This is a genomic window from Streptomyces sp. NPDC002935 (genome assembly GCF_040611295.1).
Taxonomy (GTDB): domain Bacteria; phylum Actinomycetota; class Actinomycetes; order Streptomycetales; family Streptomycetaceae; genus Streptomyces.
The window spans coordinates 35,108-53,067 of sequence record NZ_JBEXNW010000038.1 but is presented as its reverse complement, the minus strand read 5'-3'; the positions used below and the strand labels follow the sequence as shown (position 1 = coordinate 53,067).

The following is a 17,960-nucleotide window of genomic DNA, read 5'->3' as shown; positions in this document are numbered from 1 at the left end:
TCGGCTGTCCCGAGCGCCTGACTCAGGGCAGTGGCTGTTCCGCCCAGATGATCTTGCCCTCGGGTGTGTAGCGGGTGCCCCAGCGGTCGGTGAGCTGGGCGACCAGGAACAGGCCGCGTCCGCCCTCGTCCGTCGTCGCCGCGTACCGCAGATGCGGCGAAGTGCTGCTGGCGTCGAAGACCTCGCAGATCAGAGTTCGGTCCAGGAGCACGCGGACCCCGATGGGCCCATTGCCGTAGCGGATCGCGTTGGTCACCAGTTCACTGAGGATCAGCTCGGTGGTGAACGCCATCTCGTCGAGCCCCCATTGCGTCAGCTGACGGCTGACCGAGGCACGCACCTCGCCGACGGCGGAGGGTTCGGACGGCACCTCCCATGAGGCGATCCGGTCGGCATCGAGGGCATGGGTACGGGCCACGATCAGGGCGATGTCGTCGCTCGGCCGGGCCGGCAGCAGGGCGTCCAGAACCGCCTGGCAGGTGTCCTCCGGCGAGCGGTCGGCTCCGGCCAGCGCGGTGCGCAGCAGTTCGAGGCCGACGTCGATGTCGCGTTCCCGGTCCTCGACCAGGCCGTCCGTGTAGAGGACCAGCCGGCTGCCCTCCGCCAGGTCCAGCTCGGCCGTCTCGAACGGCAGACCGCCCAGACCGAGCGGCGGACCGGCCGGCACCTCGGGGAACTCGACACTGCCGTCCGGATGGATCACCGCTGGCGGCGGGTGCCCGGCCCGGGCGACGGAGCAGCGCCGGGTCGTCGGGTCGTAGACGGCGTAGAGGCAGGTGGCGCCCGTGACGGCGGCTCTGCTGGACTCCGGCAGCTCGTCCTGGTCGATTCGGCCGACCAGCTCGTCCAGGAGTCCGAGCAGTTCGTCGGGCGGCAGGTCGAGCGCGGAGAAGTTGTGGACGGCCGTGCGCAGCCGCCCCATCGTCGCGGCGGCCAGCAGTCCGTGACCGACGACGTCGCCCACGACGACCGCGACCCGGGCGCCGGGCAGCGGCAGCACGTCGAACCAGTCGCCGCCGACCCCGGCCTGCGCCGGCAGATAGCGGTAGGCGAGGTCGAGGGCGCTCTGCTCGGGCAGATTGCGCGGCAGCAGGCTGCGCTGCAGCGTCACGGCCATCGTGTGCTCGCGCGTGTAGCGGCGCGCGTTGTCGATGGAGACCGCCGCGCGGGCGACCAGTTCCTCGGCGAGGGCCAGATCCTCCACGTCGAAGGGCTCGGGCTTCTCGGAGCGCCAGAAGTTGACCACGCCCATGACCAGGGGCCCGACGCGCAGCGGGACGGTGATCAGGGAGTGGATCCCGTAGTCGACGACCTGCGCGGTGCGCTGGAGGTCCTGGGCCAGCCAGCCCGGGGCGCCGCCGAGATCGGGTTCGACGACGGCCTCGCCGGTGCGGAGGCTGTGCGCCTGGGGCGTGGAGGGGACGAACCCGATGTGCTCGCCGACCGGATAGAGCGGGGCGTCCTTGCGGATGCCGCTGGAGGCGGTGCGGCGCAGGCCGGCGCCCGCGGCCGGCTCCTGTCCGTTCAGGACGGCGTCGGCCAGGTCCACGGTGACGAAGTCCGCGAACCGCGGGACGGCGACCTCCGCCAGTTCCTCCGCGGTCCGCGTGACGTCCAGGCTCGTCCCGATGCCCACACCGGCGTCGTAGAGGAGTTTGAGTCGCTCGCGGGCGATCTCGGCCCGGCCGGAGAGCGCGCGCAGTTCGGTCGAGTCACGGAGGGTGGCGACGCTGCCGGCCGGGCCGCCCCGCAGGTCCGTGGGCCGCTGGTTGATGGCCAGGAGCTGGTCCCCGACCAGGTGCACCTCGTCGGTGGCGACACGCCCCGAGGCCAGCAGGTCGGCGGTGCCCGGATCGAGGCCGAGTTCCTGGACGGGGCGTCCCTCGGCGTCCACCGGCAGGTCGAGCAGGCGGTTCGCCTCGTCGTTGGCGAGGAGCAGCTGCCCCTCTCCGCCGACGATGATCACTCCCTCCCGGACGGAGTGCAGCACGGCGTCGTGGTGTTCGTACATCCGGGTCATCTCGTACGGGCCGAGGCCATGGGTCTGGCGCAGCAGGCGTCTGCTCACCAGAGCGGTGCTCGCTGTCGCCAGGGCGAGTGCGACGGCGGCGGCGCTCAGCAACAGCGGCAGTTGGCGGTCGGCGGCGCCGCCCACGTTCGCCGTGGTGATCCCGGCCGACACCATGCCGACGACCGTGCCGTCGGGTGCCTTGATGGGAACCGTGGCCTGGACGAGCTGCCCGATGGTCCCGTTGATCTGCTCCGTGATGGAGTGCCCGGCCAGCACAGGTGCGACGGTCCCGACGAACTTCTTGCCGATCCGGTCGGGCTTGGGGTGGGTGTAGCGGATCGCGTCGGTGTTCAGCACGACGATGAAGTCCACCTTCGACGCCTTGCGGGCGGCTTCGGCGCTGGGCTGCAGCAGGGCCGTGGGGTGGGGGGCGCTGAGCGCCGCGCGCGTGCCCGGCGCGTTGGCGAAGGTCTGCGCGACGGCGAGCGAGCGGTTGCGGGCCTCCTGCGTGCTGTCGTGCCGCACCTGGAGCACCAGTGCGACCACCGCGGCGACGACCAGGAGCAGCACGATCACCACTTGCAGGACGAACACCTGTCCGGCGACACTGCGCCCGCCGAGCGCGGAACGAAGCCCGTTGGACGGGCCTTGCCTGTGCTTGCCTTCGTGTGACCCACGGTGATGGTGCGTAGTACTGGGGCGGCGGGTCGACTGAGCCCGGGTTCGACCCAATAGTCCGACCATGTGCTATGTCTACACTGCCCGGCGTCCGGTGGCGAGGGGCGTAACGCACCGTGAGTGGGTGCCGTCGCTGCCGCGGACCGGTCGGGTGCCGGCCCCCGGCGTGGGCGACGCTGCTGTCACCGGCGTCCGGCCGCATCATGGAGACGTATCTTTCACCCGCATTTGTCGCTTCGGCGCGGAGGCCCTCATGACGACCGTGGACCGCTACCGGCTGACCTTCACCCATCCCGGACCGGATACGAGCATGGTGACGGACGAGGTGGTCGTCGAACGGACGAGTACCAAAGGGCCGGGCGGCAACCCGGTGTACAGCGATCCCACCGGCATTCTCCGCGCCGAGATCAGCCCGGCGGGAGAGGTGCGCATGCTGGCCAGCGGCGCCTACCAGTCACCGATCAGCCCTGCGGTCGAACCGATTCCCTGACCGGACCCGCCCCGGCGGGACGATCGCCGGCGGCCGAGAGGTCCCGTGCGAAACGAAGGCCCGGACGCCCGGCCACGTCGATGTCGCCGGTGACGACGAAGCCCGTGCGGGCCAGGACGGCCCGGGAAGCGGCGTTGTCAGTGGTCGTGACGGCCCGCAGGGTGCTCAGGCCGTACGCGGTCGCGGCCAGGGCGCAGACCTCCCGCACGGCGGCTGTGGCGAGACCTCGACCCGCGGCCCGCTCGGCGACGCGGTAGCCGAGTTCCGCGGAGCCCTCCGCCACGTCGACCAGGTTGAAGCGACCCAGTACCGCGTCGGCGTCGTCCAGCACGACATGGAAGCGGAGCAGTCCCGCGGCCTGGTCGGCCAGCAGCTCACGAAGGCGGACGTCGAACTCGGCGAAGTAGGCGTCGCCGCGGTCGGAGATCGACGCGGCGAAATAGGCGCGGTTCTCCTGCTCGAACGCGAGCAGCGCGGGTGCGTGGTCGAGCCGTAGGGGTTCGAGTCGGGGCATCCGGTCATGCTAGGACGCCGATTCCGACGACGTGTCCCTTTGTTGCACGGTCACGGAAGCAGGCGTCGTATCACGCGGTCACCGAAGCAGGCGTCTTGTCACGCGGTCACGTAAGCAGGCGTCGTTCCTTCGCCACGGCCACCGCGCCCGCTCGGGTGTCGACCCCGAGCTTGCCGTAGATCCGGCCGAGGTGGGTCTTCACGGTCGCCTCGCTGATGAAGAGGGCCTTGGCGATCTCCCGGTTGCCGATGCCCTGGGCCAGCTGGGTCAGGATGTCGCGTTCGCGGTCGGTCAGGGTGGGCCGCGGACTGCGCATGTTGGCCATCACACGGCCGGCGACCGGGGCCGAGAGCGCCGTACGGCCGTGGGCGGCGGCCTGGATCGCCGCGAACAGCTCCTCCGGCCGCTCGGCCTTCAGCAGGTAGCCCGTCGCTCCGGCCTCGACGGCGCGGGTGATGTCGGCGTCGGTGTCGTACGTCGTGAGGACCAGCACGTGCGGGCCTTCGCCGGGTGCGGCGGTCAGCCGACGCGTGGTCTCGACGCCGTCGATGCCGGCGCCGAGCTGGAGGTCCATCAGCACCACGTCCGGGGTCAGCTTCGTGCTCAGGGCGAGCGCCTCCTCACCCGTGCCGGCCTCGCCGACGACCTCGATGTCCGGGGCGCTGTCGAGCAGGGCGAGCAGTCCCGCCCGTACGACGGCGTGGTCGTCGCACAGCAGGATGCGGACGGGGCGGGAGGCGTCGGTCGCACCGGTCATCGGGGCGGCTCCAAGGGGATCGCGGTGGACAGGAGCCAGGACGCCTGCCTGATGCCGTCGTTCCAGGCCAGTACTAACGTGCAACAACTGCGCCCCCGCGATCCTGACCCATCGCGGACGCCGTGCACTCAGCGCCGAAAGAGCGGAGTTCACCATTGGGGCTGCCCGCACGCAGGTTCTTTACCCACTGGCGTCCAACTGCACGTCCCGCCTCTGTCGATGTGACGTCCGACGGCGGTCGATGCGCGAAGGATTGGATTCTCCGGAGCCGCCAGTGGATAGGTCTGCAGTGTTGTCCGAACGGGGCATGGAGAGTCGGGGGGTCTGGGATGCGGTTAGAGGTGCAGGTCGAGCCCGCTGTCATGGAACTGCGTTCGCTGCAAGCCTGGTTGAAATCAGACCCCGAGAGGCGCAGGTCTGCCGTGGTTGAGGTGTACGGCAGTGCGCCGCGGCCTGGGGAGATGGGCACAGCATTTATGGGCACAGCGTTTGACGTGTGATGAGAACCTCTGAAAACGGCCGGTGTCGCTCTTCCCTTCACATTGTTGGATCTTGAATGGTGTGGGGAGAGTGGGGAGCGAAGAGCACGGTTTCCTCTGGCAGGGCGGGCTCGGGGGCATGTTGATCATGGGTCTGTAGGGTCCCTGTCATGACTGATGACTGGCGGATGGACCGGATCGGAAGCGCACTGCGAGGAGAGAATCCCGCCGTGCTCAGGCGTCTCGAAGCGGGTTTCGCGGTGATCGGAGACGTCCAGTTCCTGCCCGGCTATTCAGTGCTCTTGGTGGATGACGCAACTGTCCAGCGGCTGTCGGACCTGCCGAGAGCTAGGCGATTGGCCTTCTTGTCCGACATGGATCAGCTGGGGGAAGCGGTCGAGCGCGCGTGCAGGCGGTTGGATCCGGCTTTCCGTCGGGTGAACCTGGAGATTCTTGGCAATACCGATGGATTTCTGCATGCGCATGTGTGGCCGCGGTTCGAGTGGGAGCCGGCGGAACTTGTGGGTATGCCGGTGTGGCTATATTCGCGCGAGAGGTGGAGCGACGAGCAGTTCGCGCTCAGTCCGCAGCACGATGTGATGCGGGAGGCGATCGGCGAGGAGCTGGACCAGTTGCAGTCCGCGCGCTAATGGTGTGGGACCGCCGACCGAAGGTCGGCGGTCCCGGTAGTCAGTGACGGTCAGTGGGCGGTCATGGAGTCCTTCGCAGTGGCGTGATGTCGGGGATACGGCTTGTGATCGAGGGGCGTGCGGCTTCCGGGGTGGCCAGCAGGGCCACGATCGTGATCGGCTGATCGCAAGCGGCGGTATCCCGGCATCGCGGTCCTGCATGCTCGCGGCGGTGACCAGCACCACCAGCAGCAAGACCAGGCAGCCCACGGCCACGTGCCCTTTGCGGCCCGTCACCTTCCTCCCGCACGTCCCGCCCTTGTCTGTCGGTGCCGACGGTGTCGGCCGCCCGCAGGGACTGCGAGTCGACGATCACTGCCGTCGGCGTGCGGCTGCAGGCGTACACTACTGGGCAAATAGCCTCTTATTTGCCTTAATCTTACAATCCGGAAGATTTCTCGATGACCCGGCCCGATGACCCGCGCACCGCGGCGGCCCGGGTGTTCGCCGAGGGCGGCGCGTTCGGCGAGCTTCTAGCCGGGATCGACTGGGCGGCGACGCCGCTCGGGCCCACCGTCTCCTGGCCGGGGCCCCTAGTGGACTCCCTGCGCCTCATGCTCACCTCTGAGCATGGGATGGCTCTGTACTGGGGCGCTGAATTCACCACGCTGTACAACCTGGCCTCCACACCCATTGTCGGCGCCAAACACCCCTGGGCGCTCGGCAGGCCCTACAAGGAAGTGTTCCCCGAGGTCTGGGCCCACCCCGTGAGCTCCCACTTCCACTATGTGACCGACACCCGCAAGACCCTGCTGATCCCGGATGAGCCGCTCATCATGGAGCGCCACGGCTTTTTGGAGCAGTGCTACTTCGACTCCGCCTTCCAGCCCGTGCTGCTGGACGACGGCACCGCCGGCGGCGTGCTGCAGATCATTACCGAGACCACCGGCCGGGTACTGGGCGAGCGCCGGCTGCGCCTGCTGAGCGAGACCGGCGCGCGCACCGCCGGGCTGCCCACCCCGGGCGAGGTCGCGCGTGTGGTCGCCGAGGTGGCGGGCTCCCACCCCGAGGAGATCCCGTTCCTGGGCCTGTACCTGGCCTCCGAGCCGGGGATGCAGCGGCCGGCGGCCTCCGCCGGGCTTCCGTCGGCGGCCGAGACCGTCTCGCTGAGTGCGGCCGACGGGTCGGAGGTGGCGGCCCGGCTGGCGCAGGTGGTCGCCGACGGTGCCCCGGCCACACTGGCGGCCGCCGCGTTCACCGGCGGCAGCACGGCCGGGCAGCACGCCGCGGCCCCCCGGCTCCCGGTCGAGCAGGCGCTGGCCCTGCCACTGCACTGCGCGGGCCAGGTGGAGGGCGTCCTGGTGGTGGGCGTCAACCCCTGCTTCCCGCCGGCCGGGGCCTACCACGACTTCCTGGAGGTGCTCGCCTCAGCCGTGGCCGGGGCCCTGGCGGCCGCGCTCGCACACGAGTCGGCCGCGCTCGCGCACGAAGAGCAGCGCCGGCGGGCGGAGGCGCTGGCCGAGCTGGACCGGGCCAAGACCACCTTCTTCGCCAACGTCAGCCACGAGTTCCGCACCCCGCTCACCCTGCTCCTGGGCCCGCTCCAGCAGGCCCTGGCCGACGAGGACCGGCCCGAGCGGCGCGAGCAGCTGGAGCTGGCCGAGCGCGGCGCCCTGCGCCTGCTGAAGCAGGTCAACACCCTCCTGGACGTCGCCAGAGCCGAGGCCGGGCAGATGCGCCCGGCCCTCGAGCCGGTCGACCTCGCCGGTGCCACGGCCGAGCTGGCCGGGGTGTTCCGCTCCGCCTTCGAGGCGGCCGGACTGACGCTGGAGGTGGACTGTCCGCCGCTGCCCAAGCCGGTGTCCCTGGACCGGGAGATGTGGGAGAAGATCATCCTCAACCTGCTCAGCAACGCCCTGAAGTTCACCTTCACCGGCGGCGCCCGGGTGCAGGTGGCCGCGGCCGGCGACCGGGCCCGGCTGACCGTGACCGACACCGGCACCGGCATCCCCGCGGACGAGCTGCCGCGCCTGTTCGAGCGCTTCCACCGGGTCCGCGGCGCCCGCTCCCGCTCCCACGAGGGCAGCGGCCTCGGCCTGGTGCTGGTGAAGGACCTGGTGGAAGCGCACGGCGGCACGGTCGGCGTGGACAGCCGACTCGGCCAGGGCAGCACCGTTACCGTGGACGTCCCCTTCGCCGCCGCCCACCGGCCCCGCCCGGCCCCGCCCGCGGCCGGCGCCGGATCCCCCGGGGAGATCCCCAGGGAAGGCGGAGGCGGCCGGCCCGGCCGCGCCGCGGCCTATGTGGACGAGGCGCTGGGCTGGCTGGCGGCCGACCCCGTCCCCGCCGCGGCCACCTCCGCGGCACGCACCCCGCACGCCCCCGCGACCCACACCCCCGGCCCCCACGAAACCGAGCGCCCCCACCGGGCCCGCCTGCTGGTCGTCGACGACAACGCCGACATGCGCGCCTACCTCACCCAGCTCCTGCAGCCCGACTACGACGTACTGCTCGCCGCCGACGGCCGGGCCGCCCTGGAGACGGCCCTGGCCCAGCCGGTGGAACTGGTGCTCAGCGACGTGATGATGCCCCGCATGGACGGCTTCGAGCTGGTCCGGGCGCTGCGCGCCGACCCGCGCACTGCCCGCCTGCCCATCGTCTTGCTCACCGCCCGCGCCGGCGAGGAGGAATCCGTGCAGGGCCGGGACGCCGGTGCCGACGACTACCTGGCCAAACCCTTCTCCGCGCGCCAGCTGCTGGCGCGCGTCCGCACCGGGTTGGAACTGTCCCGGCTGCGCGAACAGGTCCTGACCGAGACGCGCAACCAGCTGGCCGTGCTGGCCTCCCTGGCCGACGCGGGCCTGCGGCTGTCCGCCACCCTCGACCCGGACCAGATACTGCAGACTGCCGGCCAGATCCTGCTGCTCGACTTCGCCGACCAGATCAGCGTCCACCTCACCGCCGCCGCACCCGCCCCCGCGCAGTCGCCCCCGGCATACATCGCAGGCACCCCCCTTCTTGCCCCCGAGGCCCTGGCCACCGCCGCCACCCACGCGATCAACGGCACCGCCCCAGCCCCAGCCGGCCCGCACCCGGCGCCCGCCGCCGTGCTGGCCCTGCCTCTGCACGCCCACGACCAGACACTGGGGGCCCTGGTACTGGTCCGGCACACCGACTACTCCGCGGTCGAACACAAGTATCTGGAGAACCTCGCCCACCGCCTGGCCCTGGCCTACGACAACGCCACCCGCTACCACAACGAGCGCCGCCTCGCCCTGACCCTGCAGCGCGCCCTGCTGCCCCACCGCCTGCCGGAGGTGCCCGGAGTGCGCCTGGCCACCCACTACCGGGCCAGCAACCGCGGCGCCGAGGTCGGCGGCGACTGGTACGACGTGCTCGAACTGCCCGACGGCGCCGTGGGACTGGCCATCGGCGACGTCATGGGCCACGACATGGAGGCCGCCACCGTGATGGGCCAACTCCGCTCCGCCCTGCACAGCCTCGCGATGGAGGGCGCCGGCCCGGCCCAGGTGCTGACCAGGCTGGACGCCTACGTGCAGTCGCTCGCCACCGAACGCTTCGCCACCTGCCTCTACGCGGTCTACAACCCACACCGCCACCGCCTGCGCTACGCCGCCAGCGGGCACCTGCCGCCCCTGCTGGTAGCCGCCGACACCGCCTACCTGGAGCTGCCCCCGGCACTGCCGCTGGGACTGGGCAGCACCCCAATCGACCGCGAGGTGGCGTTCCCGCCCGGCACCAGCCTGCTGCTATACACCGACGGCCTGGTGGAAAACCGGGCGCTGTTCCTGGACGACGGCCTGGCGGCTCTGCGCCAGACCTGCGGCGCGCTGCCCGCCGCCGCCCGCACCGACCCCCAGCAGATCACCGAACGGGCCCTGGAACTACTGAACACCCCCGACCGGGTCGACGACGACGCCGCCCTGCTCGCCGCCACCGCCGAACCATCGTGTCGAACCGGCGACCCGCAGACTGACGGAAGTGGGCACCGCAAGCCGCAGACCCCGCGGTAGGTGGGGGCTTCCCCGTGATCGTGGACACCGGTTGTCATGCGGCGGTGGTCAGCGCAGTTGATCGCTGTTCGTAGGTGATCGGGCTGATCCGGCCGAGGCGGGAGTGCCGTCGGCGGGTGTTGTAGCGGGTCGCCCAGCGGAAGACTGCGAGGCGGGCCTCACTGGCCCCGTTCCACCGCTTGCGGCCCTGGAGCGTCTCGCGCTTCATGGTCGCGTTCAGGCTCTCCGCGGCGGCGTTGTCCGCACTTGTGCCGGTGAGCGGACTCAGGGCTCGATGACGAGGCGTTCGATGAGGTCGTCGCGGAGTGCGAACTGGTAGCGCAGATCGATGGCGCCGCCGGGGAAGTTGCCTTCGAGGTGGTGGGTGGCGATGTAGTGGGTCGCGTCGGTCTGCTGAGCGTTCGTGAGGTGGATGGTGTAGGTGAATTCGGTGGCGGATCGGCCGAGCCAACCCTCGATCGCCTCGGTGCCCTCGTAGGTGTTGCCGTCGTCGATCACTGTGGCTTCGCGGGTGAATGCCGTGACTGCGGTGGCCGTGTCGTGGGCGCGGTGCGCTTTGAGGTAGCGGGTGATCACCTCGGGCAGGGTGTCCGGGGTACTGGTTCGGGGCTGGTTGTCGTGCATGACGCTCCTTGGGGTGGTGACGGGTTCAGACGGTGGGGGTGGTGCCGCCGTCGATGACGTGTTCGGCGCCGACGATGGCCGAGGCGCGGTCGGAGACGAGGAAGGCGACGAGCTCGGCGACCTCCTCTGGCCGGTTGGGACGGCCGAGCGGGATGCCGCCCAGGGAGTCCATGAGCTGGCCCAGCGCCGCTTCCTGGGTGATGTCTGCGTCGTGGGCGATCCGGGCGATGAGGTTGTCGGCGGCCGAGGTCTGCACGAAGCCGGGCGAGACGGTGTTGACGCGGACGCCGTGCGGGGCGACCTCGTTGGCCAGGCCCTTGCTGTAGGTGGTCAGGGCGGCCTTGGCGGCGGCGTAGGCCAGGGTGCCGTTCCACAGCGGCATGCGGCGCTGGATCGAGGTGACGTGCACGATCACGCCCTTGCCCGTGGCGATCATGTCCGGCAGGAGTGCGCGGTCCAGGCGGACGGCGGCCAGCAGGTTCGTGTTCAGCTCCCTGGCCCAGTCGTCCTCGCCGAGCGCCGCAAATCCTCCGGCCGGTGCCTCGGAGCCGCCGAGGGTGTTGACCAGGATGTCGACGCCTCCCACGCGGGCGTCCGCCTCGGCAGCTACGTGGGCTGCGCCCTGGGCGGTGGACAGGTCGGCGGTGATGAACGTCTTCTCCTCGACGTCGTCGGGGCGGCTGCGGGCGGTGACCAGTACGGTTGCGCCGGCCTGGGCGAGGCGTCGGGCGATGGCGGCTCCGGTGCCCTTGGTGCCTCCGGTGACCAGAGCACGCTGGCCTTCGAGGGATTCGCTGATGGATGTGGTCACGGTGTGCTCCGTTCCTGGGCGCGGGCGCAGTAGGCACCACTCTCACCGTTACTGCTAAAATGAAAGTTACTAACTTCGACTTTAGCAGTAACTGAAGGGATGGTCGCCGTGGCAAGCCGGATCAGGCTGGAGGACCGGGAGTGCCCGCTGTCCACGACGGTGGATCACGTCGGCGAGTGGTGGACGCTGCTGATCCTCCACGACGCCTTCGACGGCTACACCCGCTTCGACCAGTTCCAGGAGAGCCTGGCCATCTCCTCCAGCATGCTCACCACCCGGCTGAAAACCCTCGTCGCAGACGGACTACTGGAGCGCCGGCCCTACCAGACCAACCCTGTACGCCACGAGTACGCTCTCACCGAACTCGGGCACTCCCTGCGGCCGGTGATCGTCGCCCTGGCCGCGTGGGGCAACTCCCGCCTCGCACCAGCCGAACGCAGCATGATCCTCATTGACGCGCACAGCGGCGAGGAAGTCGAGCCCGTCGTCGTCGACGCCAAGACCGGCCGCCGACTCGACGACAGCGACACCTACGTCTTCACCGCAGGTCCCGCAGCCAGCGACGCCATGCGCCACCGTTACGCGACACGGCCGGCCACGCCCGCGGAGGCGTAAAGCTGCCCCGGACAGCACCGAACAACTCTCACTGGCCCTGCTCGCGGCCACCGCAGCGATCCGCATCCCGCTGCTCGCCATCCTCGGTGACTGGTCGACGAACAGCGCGCAGCGCCGAGGGCGCGGTGTCAAATACGCGGGCCCGCATTGCCCGTTCGATGGTTAAGAGTGCTGGGCAGCGGGTTCCCTCACAAGGGAGGATGGTCGCCATGACGAGCGAAGGCACCTCGATCGATGCCACCAGGCCCAGCATCGCGCGTGTTTACGACTACCTGTTGGGCGGCAAGGACAACTACGCCGTGGACCGCGAGATCGGCGATGTGTTCAAACACGACCTTCCCGGCTCGGTGGCGATCGCCTTCGCCAACCGCGCGGCGCTGACCCGGGCGGTCGCGGAGATTGCGACGACCACGGACGTGTCCCAGTACATCGACCTGGGCAGTGGCCTGCCGACCGCCGACAACGTTCACCAGGTCGCGCAACGGCACGCTCCGGAGTCCACCGTGGTCTACGTCGACATCGACCCCCAAGTGCTCGTCCACGGACGAGCACTGCTGGAGGAGAACGACCGGACCCGGGTCGTCGAGGCCGATGTTCGCGACCCCGAGGCCGTCTACAACCACCCCGAAACCCGGGAAATGATCGATTTCGAACGGCCGGTGGCCGTCGTGTTCAGTGCCATCCTTCACCACGTCAACGACGAGGAAGACCCTGCCGGGATCGTCCGTTTCTGGCGCGACCGCGTACCCTCCGGAAGCTACTTCTTCGTCAGCCACTTCCGTTCCGGCAACAACCCGGAGACGGCCGAGGCGGAGAAAGTCCTCCAGCAGACGTTCGGACGTGGCCGCTGGCGCACCGACGAGCAGATCGCGCACCTGCTCGACGGTCTGGAGATCCTCGACCCGGGAGTCGTCCCCGCCTCCCTGTGGCGCCCTGAAACGGTCGGCAAGCCGTGGAACGACAACACCGAAAAGGACCTCACCGTCTGGGAACACCTCATCGCCGCAGGGCTGGCCCGCAAGGCCTGATTTGCAGACCCACTGCACCCCGGACTCCCAAAGGCGGCCAGCGCGCCGCGCAGCAGGTTGCGGCGCTTCATCGGATCTTCTCCATGGTCGGGCTCGGTGCTGAGAACGGCGGTGTCTTTCCAGGGTTGCGCAGCAAGCCCCAGTAGGGCACCGGGAATGCGCAGTCCGCCGGCGATTCTCTCGACAAGCGAAGCGCGGCGGGCGAGTCCGGCCGCGCCCGCCGCTCGTGCCGTCTTACCCAAGGCTGACAGCGAGGGCCACCGGACAGGACCGATCGGCGTCACTCACTGGGGGCTGCGAAAGGGAGCGTCCAACCTCCCCGTTTCCCTTGGGCTGTTGGGCGGCTGTCGGCACCGACACGACGCACCGAGGTCGAGAACCGGCCGAACTGTTCGGGCACAAGGTCCACGTCCTGCTGTTTCGGCCCTGACCGATGAGAGAGCTCATTGACATCCTCCCCCTCTTGAAAGAGGGGGATTCCAACCGAGGTGGGTTGGGGTTCACGGATACTCGAACGGCTGGTGGCCGCTGGCATCCCTCCGGCACCGGCTGGTCGCCGGGGGCGGGGAATCCCGCCCTGTCCTGCCGCGACGTTGGTTGCTGCGTTGCTGTCCGCGTTGCAGGTGAAGCCGCAGAAGGAGCAGACGAACTCGGCTTGGCTCTTGCGCGAGTTCTTGTCGATCCATCCGCAGGCGGAGCAACGCAGGGAGGTGTAGGGGGCGGGGACGTCTTCGACCCTGCCTGGGGCCTTGTGCTCGGTGCGCTGCCGCAGCAGGCCCCAGCCCTGCGCGAGGATCGCCCGGTTCAGTCCGGCCTTCTGCCTGACCTGCTTGCCGGGCTGCTCGGTGGTTCCCCTGGCCGAGCGGGTCATGTTCTTGATGTTCAGCTTCTCGAACCGCACCAGGCCGTAGGTGCGGGCGAGCATCGTCGAGGTCTTCTCGCACCAGTCCTTGCGCCGGTCGGCTTCACGTGCTTTGAGTTTGGCCACCTTGGCGTACTCGGCGGTCTTCTGCTCGCTTGCCTTCGGGACGCGTGCGGCACGTCGCTGGTGCTTACGGACCTGCGCGCGTTCCTTCACGGTGAGCTGCGGGCAGTTCAGCTTCCGCCCGTCGGAGAGGGCGGCCGTGATTTTCACCCCCCGGTCGATACCGATGACCTCTCCGGTGCCGGGGGCGGCGACCGGTGCGGGGATGACCGCGAACGCCACGTGCCACTGGCCGTTGCGGTAGGTGACGCGGAAAGTCTTCGCCTTGGGCAGTTCGGGCCGGGTGAGCCGGAAGCGGACCCAGCCGCAGCCGGGCACCTTGACCTGAGCCCACCGGCGGTTCAGCTTGTGCACCACCACGGACCGGCCCATGACCTGCCTGCCGGTCTTCGCGTTGAGCTTGGCGCTGCCGCCATCGGTCAACTCCGGCACCCGGTCGGTGCCGATGACGCGGAATCCCTCATGCCGGTACTTCTTGCGCCAGGTCGGCTCACCGAACCCGGACGTGAAGCGGGCGTTCTTGGCCTTGGCGAAGTCCTTCAGCGCCTGCTGCACGTCCGCGTTCCCGCCGCCGAGCCACTCGCTCTCGCGCCGGGCCTCGGTGAGCTGGCGACACTGCCCGGCGAAGCCCGGCGCGGCCCTGCGGCCCGGGCGCCAGTGCGAGAACTGCTCGACGGCCAGGTTCCACACGTACCGGGCGTGCGCGCAGTGCTGGAGCATCTGCTGCTCCTGCCGCGGCGTCGGGTACATGCGGAAACGCGACATGGGACCATTCTGGCTTCATCATGGTCCCATGAAGCATGTGAACCTGAGACTCCCCGACGATCTGCATGAGCAGGCCAAGACCGCCGCCGAGGCTGACGACCGCTCCCTGAACTCATGGCTTGTATCGCTTGTCCGCCGCGCTGTCGCGGATGGTGAACACCGTTCCACCCAGAGGACGTAACGGCTGCCTCTGCCCCGCTACGCGGGAGCGGGCATTCACCCCGGCCCTAAAGAACCTGGCACCCTGCCCGGAACCCCGGTGGTCTCCGCGCACCGAATGCGGTCCTCGACGATGGCGTGTCCACGATGGCGGACCTCAAGGAACTGGCTGAGTCGGAGGCGAACGGGGCGTCGACGAGGAGGACTTGGTGTCGCATTTCCTCGGCCTGGTCGAACAGCGAGAGCTGGGCCCCGGGGTGAGGACGTTCTCGGCGGACGATGATGCGGGTACCGTCCGGATGACCGGCAAGACCGGTCATGCCGGTTGGTTCGGCGACCTCAGCGGACTCGCAGTGGGCGCTGTCCTGGTCCAGGGCGGGGTGCCGGACCTGTTTGGGCAGCGTCCGGGGCTCGATCCCACTGTCCGGATATCACCTGCTGTCCGATAAACCCGACACTGAGCAAGATCGCTGCATCGAAGTAACTCGATGGGTACGGCGGGCGACTCGGGCGCACCGGCCGTTACGGTTCCTGTGGATCTGGACGGATTCCCTGCCTTTCACCCCCTTGTTTCCGCACTCATTGGTCGGCGCTCGTAAGCCGATCGACGCCGTCGCGAAGGAGACCTCGCTCGATGACCGTTGAGACCGGCCCGGAAGCAGGGCTGGAGCCGCGTCGGCAGTCCAGCCTGGGCACTGCGGCCGCGCGTAACCTCGCCGGCACGACCAAGTCCGCCCCGCAGATGCAGGAGATCACCTCGCGGTGGCTGTTGCGGATGCTCCCCTGGGTGGAGGCCAAGGGCGGCGTCTACCGGGTGAACCGTCGGCTGAGCCACAGCGTCGGCGACGGACGTATCGAGTTCGTCCAGGACGGCGCCAACGTCCGTGTGATTGCCCGTCAGCTCGGTGAGCTAGCCCTGCTGCGCGGCTTCGAAGACGTCGGGGTGCTGACGGCGATCGCCGACCGGTTCGTCCAACGCGACTTCCAGGCCGGCGAGGTACTGGTCCGTGACGGCACCCCCGCCGAGCAGGTCCACCTGATCGCCCACGGCCGGATCAGCCAGACGTCCGTCGGCAAGTACGGGGACGAGGTGACGGTCGCCATGCTTGCCGACGGCGGGCACTTCGGCGAGAACGCCCTTGTGGACACCGACGCGAGGTGGGACTGCACCGCCACCGCTCGGACGGCGGGCACTGTGCTGACCCTGTCCCGTTCCGACTTCGCCGCCGTGTTGTCGTCGGCCCCAGGCCTGCGGACCCACCTGCGGCATTTCGGCGCGCTTGCCCTCCGGCGGCAGAACCACCACGGCGAGGCCGAGATCGCCATGTCGGCCGGTCACGTCGGCGAAACCGAGCTGCCGAGCACCTACGTCGACTACGAACTCCACCCGCGGGAGTACGAACTCTCCGTCGCGCAGACGGTTTTGCGTGTTCACTCAAGGGTCGCCGATCTCTACAACGGCCCGATGAACCAGACGCAGGAACAACTCAGGCTCACCGTCGAAGCGTTGCGGGAACGCCAGGAACACGAGCTCATCAACAACCGCGAGTTCGGTCTGCTTCACAACGCCGCCTTCAAACAGCGGATCCAGAGCCACTGCGGCCCGCCCACGCCGGACGACCTCGACAATCTGCTCTGCCGGCGCCGCGGCACCAAGTTCTTCCTCGCCCACCCCAGGACGATCGCGGCGATCGGCCGCGAGTTCAACGCCTACGGGCTCTACCCGGAGCCTGTCGACCTCGGCGGCGAGCAGGTCCCCGGTTGGCGCGGGGTCCCGATCCTGCCCTGCGACAAGATCCCCATCAGCAAGGAAAACACCAGCTCGATCCTCGCCCTGCGGACCGGGGAGGACAACCAGGGTGTCATCGGCCTGCGTCAGACCGGCCTGGTGGAGGAGTACGAGCCGGGACTGTCGGTGCGCTTCATGGGCATCAACGAGCAGGCGATCCTCTCGTACCTGGTCACCACGTACTACTCCGCCGCCATCCTTCTGCCCGACGCGCTGGGCGTGCTGGAGAACGTGCAGATCGCCCGTAGTCGCCGTTAGAAGGCTCGCGTTCAACAGTCTCGGTCCCCGGTCCGGCGAAGCCCTCGCCCATGTCACCAAGGAGCTAAGGATGCCCGAGCCCGGGCCTTCCCCTGCGCAGCCGCGCCTGGCTGACGCCATGGCCCTCGTCGGGGCCCGTACTTGCCTCACCCACTCCGAGCCCGACGGCGACACCACCAGCGACTCCGTCCCACGGGGCAGGGCGGAGGGCCATGCCACGGCGGGTCCAGCGGCCTCCGCCATGGAACGGATTCTGCGGGGTCCGAGTGGGCTGGGCACGACCGGTCTGTATCTGACGCGGCGAGAGGAACCGCCGACACCTCGGGGGCCCGAGACGTCGGCGGAGGGCACGCCGGTCCCTGGCCTCTACCACCACCCGGTGACGCAGCCGGACCCGGTACGGGTGGAGGAGGTCAGCCGCAGGATCAAGAGATGGGCGGTCGACGAGGTCCAGGCCTACCCTCCGGAATGGGAGGACCAGTTCGACGGCCTCTCCGTCGGACGCTACATGGTGGCCTGCCATCCCGACGCTCCCACGGTCGACCACCTGATGACCGCCACACGGCTGATGGTCGCGGAGAACGCGCTCGACGACTGCTACTGCGAGGACCACGGCGGCTCTCCGGTCGGGCTCGGCAGCCGCCTTCTGCTGGCACACACCGCTCTCGACCCCCTGCTCACGACGCAGGAGTACGAGCGGCCGTGGGCGCAGTCGCTCCAGTCGGACGCACCTCGGCGCGCCTACCGCTCCGCCATGGCGTACTTCGTCCAGCAGGCCACTCCCTCGCAGGCCGACCGGTACCGGCACGACATGGCACGTCTCCACCTGGGTTACCTCGCGGAGGCCGCATGGGCCGAGGCGGATCACGTGCCCGAGGTCTGGGAGTACCTGGCGATGCGCCAGTTCAACAACTTCCGTCCCTGCCCGACGATCACCGACACCATCGGCGGATACGAACTGCCCGCGGACCTGCATGCCCAGCCGGACACGCAGCGGGTCATCGCGCTCGCCTCGAACGCCACCACCATTGTGAACGACCTCTACTCCTACACCAAGGAGCTCGACAGCCCCGGCAGACATCTGAACCTGCCCGTGGTCATCGCCGAACGTGAGGGCGTCTCGGACCGGGACGCCTATCTGAAAGCAGTCGAGATCCACAACGACCTCATGCACGCATTCGAATCCGAAGCCGCCACCCTGGCGGCCGCCTGCCCTGTCCCAAGCCTGGTGAGCTTCCTGCGAGGCGTGGGCGCCTGGGTCGACGGCAACCACTACTGGCACCAGACCAACACCTACCGATACTGCCTGCCCGACTTTTGGTAAGGAACGGATC

Annotated in this window: 14 protein-coding genes and 3 pseudogenes; 9 read left to right on the top strand and 8 right to left on the bottom strand. The window is 69.5% G+C overall.

Translation table 11 applies throughout. The annotated features are described in order from the left end of the window. Positions 1-22: 22 nt before the first annotated feature. Positions 23-2,755 carry a SpoIIE family protein phosphatase gene (locus ABZX90_RS35980; RefSeq protein ID WP_355212097.1) on the bottom strand — a complete coding sequence of 911 codons (2,733 nt, stop codon included), beginning with the start codon at positions 2,753-2,755 and terminating at the stop codon, positions 23-25. Between the two features lie 244 nt (positions 2,756-2,999). Here ABZX90_RS35980 and ABZX90_RS35975 point away from each other — a divergent pair, with 244 nt between their 5' ends. Beyond that, positions 3,000-3,179: a DUF6296 family protein gene (locus ABZX90_RS35975; RefSeq protein WP_351131553.1), complete on the top strand. Its 180-nt coding sequence runs from the start codon at positions 3,000-3,002 to the stop codon at positions 3,177-3,179. On the opposite strand, the gene ABZX90_RS35970 is transcribed toward ABZX90_RS35975, so the two are convergent. After that, positions 3,151-3,693 (bottom strand): GNAT family N-acetyltransferase, encoded by a 543-nt coding sequence (locus ABZX90_RS35970; RefSeq protein ID WP_351131501.1) that lies wholly within the window; start codon positions 3,691-3,693, stop codon positions 3,151-3,153. The two genes, ABZX90_RS35975 and ABZX90_RS35970, sit on opposite strands and share 29 nt — an antisense overlap. Before the next feature lie 106 nt (positions 3,694-3,799). After that, positions 3,800-4,450, bottom strand: coding sequence for a response regulator transcription factor (locus ABZX90_RS35965; protein ID WP_355212093.1), 651 nt, complete (start codon positions 4,448-4,450; stop codon positions 3,800-3,802). A gap of 329 nt (positions 4,451-4,779) precedes the next feature. Between ABZX90_RS35965 and ABZX90_RS35960 the strand changes: the two genes are divergently transcribed. The 3 genes from ABZX90_RS35960 (at position 4,780) to ABZX90_RS35950 (ending at position 9,592) form a co-directional block, all read left to right on the top strand. Beyond that, positions 4,780-4,950: a hypothetical protein gene (locus tag ABZX90_RS35960; RefSeq protein ID WP_351131498.1), complete on the top strand. Its 171-nt coding sequence runs from the start codon at positions 4,780-4,782 to the stop codon at positions 4,948-4,950. Between the two features lie 149 nt (positions 4,951-5,099). Beyond that, a complete protein-coding gene (locus ABZX90_RS35955; RefSeq protein ID WP_351131496.1) occupies positions 5,100-5,579 on the top strand; it encodes a diadenosine tetraphosphate hydrolase in 480 nt (159 codons plus the stop codon). Between the two features lie 440 nt (positions 5,580-6,019). Continuing rightward, the gene (locus ABZX90_RS35950) at positions 6,020-9,592 is read left to right on the top strand and encodes a SpoIIE family protein phosphatase (RefSeq protein ID WP_355212089.1); all 3,573 of its coding nucleotides are present in this window, start codon (positions 6,020-6,022) and stop codon (positions 9,590-9,592) included. A 34-nt stretch (positions 9,593-9,626) separates the two neighbouring features. On the opposite strand, the pseudogene ABZX90_RS35945 reads toward ABZX90_RS35950, so the two are convergent. The 3 genes and pseudogenes from ABZX90_RS35945 to ABZX90_RS35935 all read right to left on the bottom strand — a co-directional run. Beyond that, positions 9,627-9,845, bottom strand: a pseudogene (locus ABZX90_RS35945) (integrase core domain-containing protein); the annotation flags it as partial. An 11-nt stretch (positions 9,846-9,856) separates the two neighbouring features. Beyond that, positions 9,857-10,216, bottom strand: coding sequence for a nuclear transport factor 2 family protein (locus ABZX90_RS35940; protein WP_351131494.1), 360 nt, complete (start codon positions 10,214-10,216; stop codon positions 9,857-9,859). 25 nt (positions 10,217-10,241) lie between these two features. After that, entirely contained in the window at positions 10,242-11,027 is a 786-nt protein-coding gene (locus ABZX90_RS35935) for an SDR family oxidoreductase (protein ID WP_351131493.1), read from the bottom strand. A 99-nt stretch (positions 11,028-11,126) separates the two neighbouring features. Between ABZX90_RS35935 and ABZX90_RS35930 the strand changes: the two genes are divergently transcribed. Beyond that, on the top strand, positions 11,127-11,642 hold the full coding sequence (locus ABZX90_RS35930; RefSeq protein ID WP_351131491.1) for a helix-turn-helix domain-containing protein: 516 nt from the start codon (positions 11,127-11,129) through the stop codon (positions 11,640-11,642). Positions 11,643-11,842: 200 nt separating this feature from the next. Continuing rightward, the gene (locus tag ABZX90_RS35925; protein ID WP_351131490.1) at positions 11,843-12,670 is read left to right on the top strand and encodes an SAM-dependent methyltransferase; all 828 of its coding nucleotides are present in this window, start codon (positions 11,843-11,845) and stop codon (positions 12,668-12,670) included. Between the two features lie 280 nt (positions 12,671-12,950). Here ABZX90_RS35925 and ABZX90_RS35920 read toward each other — a convergent pair whose 3' ends face one another. Further along, positions 12,951-14,420, bottom strand: a complete 1,470-nt coding sequence (locus ABZX90_RS35920) for a transposase (RefSeq protein ID WP_355212084.1) — start codon at positions 14,418-14,420, stop codon at positions 12,951-12,953. Here ABZX90_RS35920 and ABZX90_RS35915 point away from each other — a divergent pair. Beyond that, positions 14,404-14,601 carry a YlcI/YnfO family protein gene (locus ABZX90_RS35915; RefSeq protein ID WP_355212081.1) on the top strand — a complete coding sequence of 66 codons (198 nt, stop codon included), beginning with the start codon at positions 14,404-14,406 and terminating at the stop codon, positions 14,599-14,601. The two genes, ABZX90_RS35920 and ABZX90_RS35915, sit on opposite strands and share 17 nt — an antisense overlap. A gap of 56 nt (positions 14,602-14,657) precedes the next feature. Here ABZX90_RS35915 and ABZX90_RS35910 read toward each other — a convergent pair. After that, positions 14,658-14,959, bottom strand: a pseudogene (locus ABZX90_RS35910) (IS1380 family transposase); the annotation flags it as partial. Between the two features lie 254 nt (positions 14,960-15,213). On the opposite strand from ABZX90_RS35910, the gene ABZX90_RS35905 reads away from it, so the two are divergent. Both ABZX90_RS35905 and ABZX90_RS35900 read left to right on the top strand, forming a co-directional pair. Continuing rightward, positions 15,214-16,626 (top strand): family 2B encapsulin nanocompartment shell protein, encoded by a 1,413-nt coding sequence (locus ABZX90_RS35905; RefSeq protein WP_355212078.1) that lies wholly within the window; start codon positions 15,214-15,216, stop codon positions 16,624-16,626. A gap of 92 nt (positions 16,627-16,718) precedes the next feature. Next, positions 16,719-17,950: pseudogene (locus ABZX90_RS35900) on the top strand (family 2 encapsulin nanocompartment cargo protein terpene cyclase). Positions 17,951-17,960: the final 10 nt, after the last annotated feature.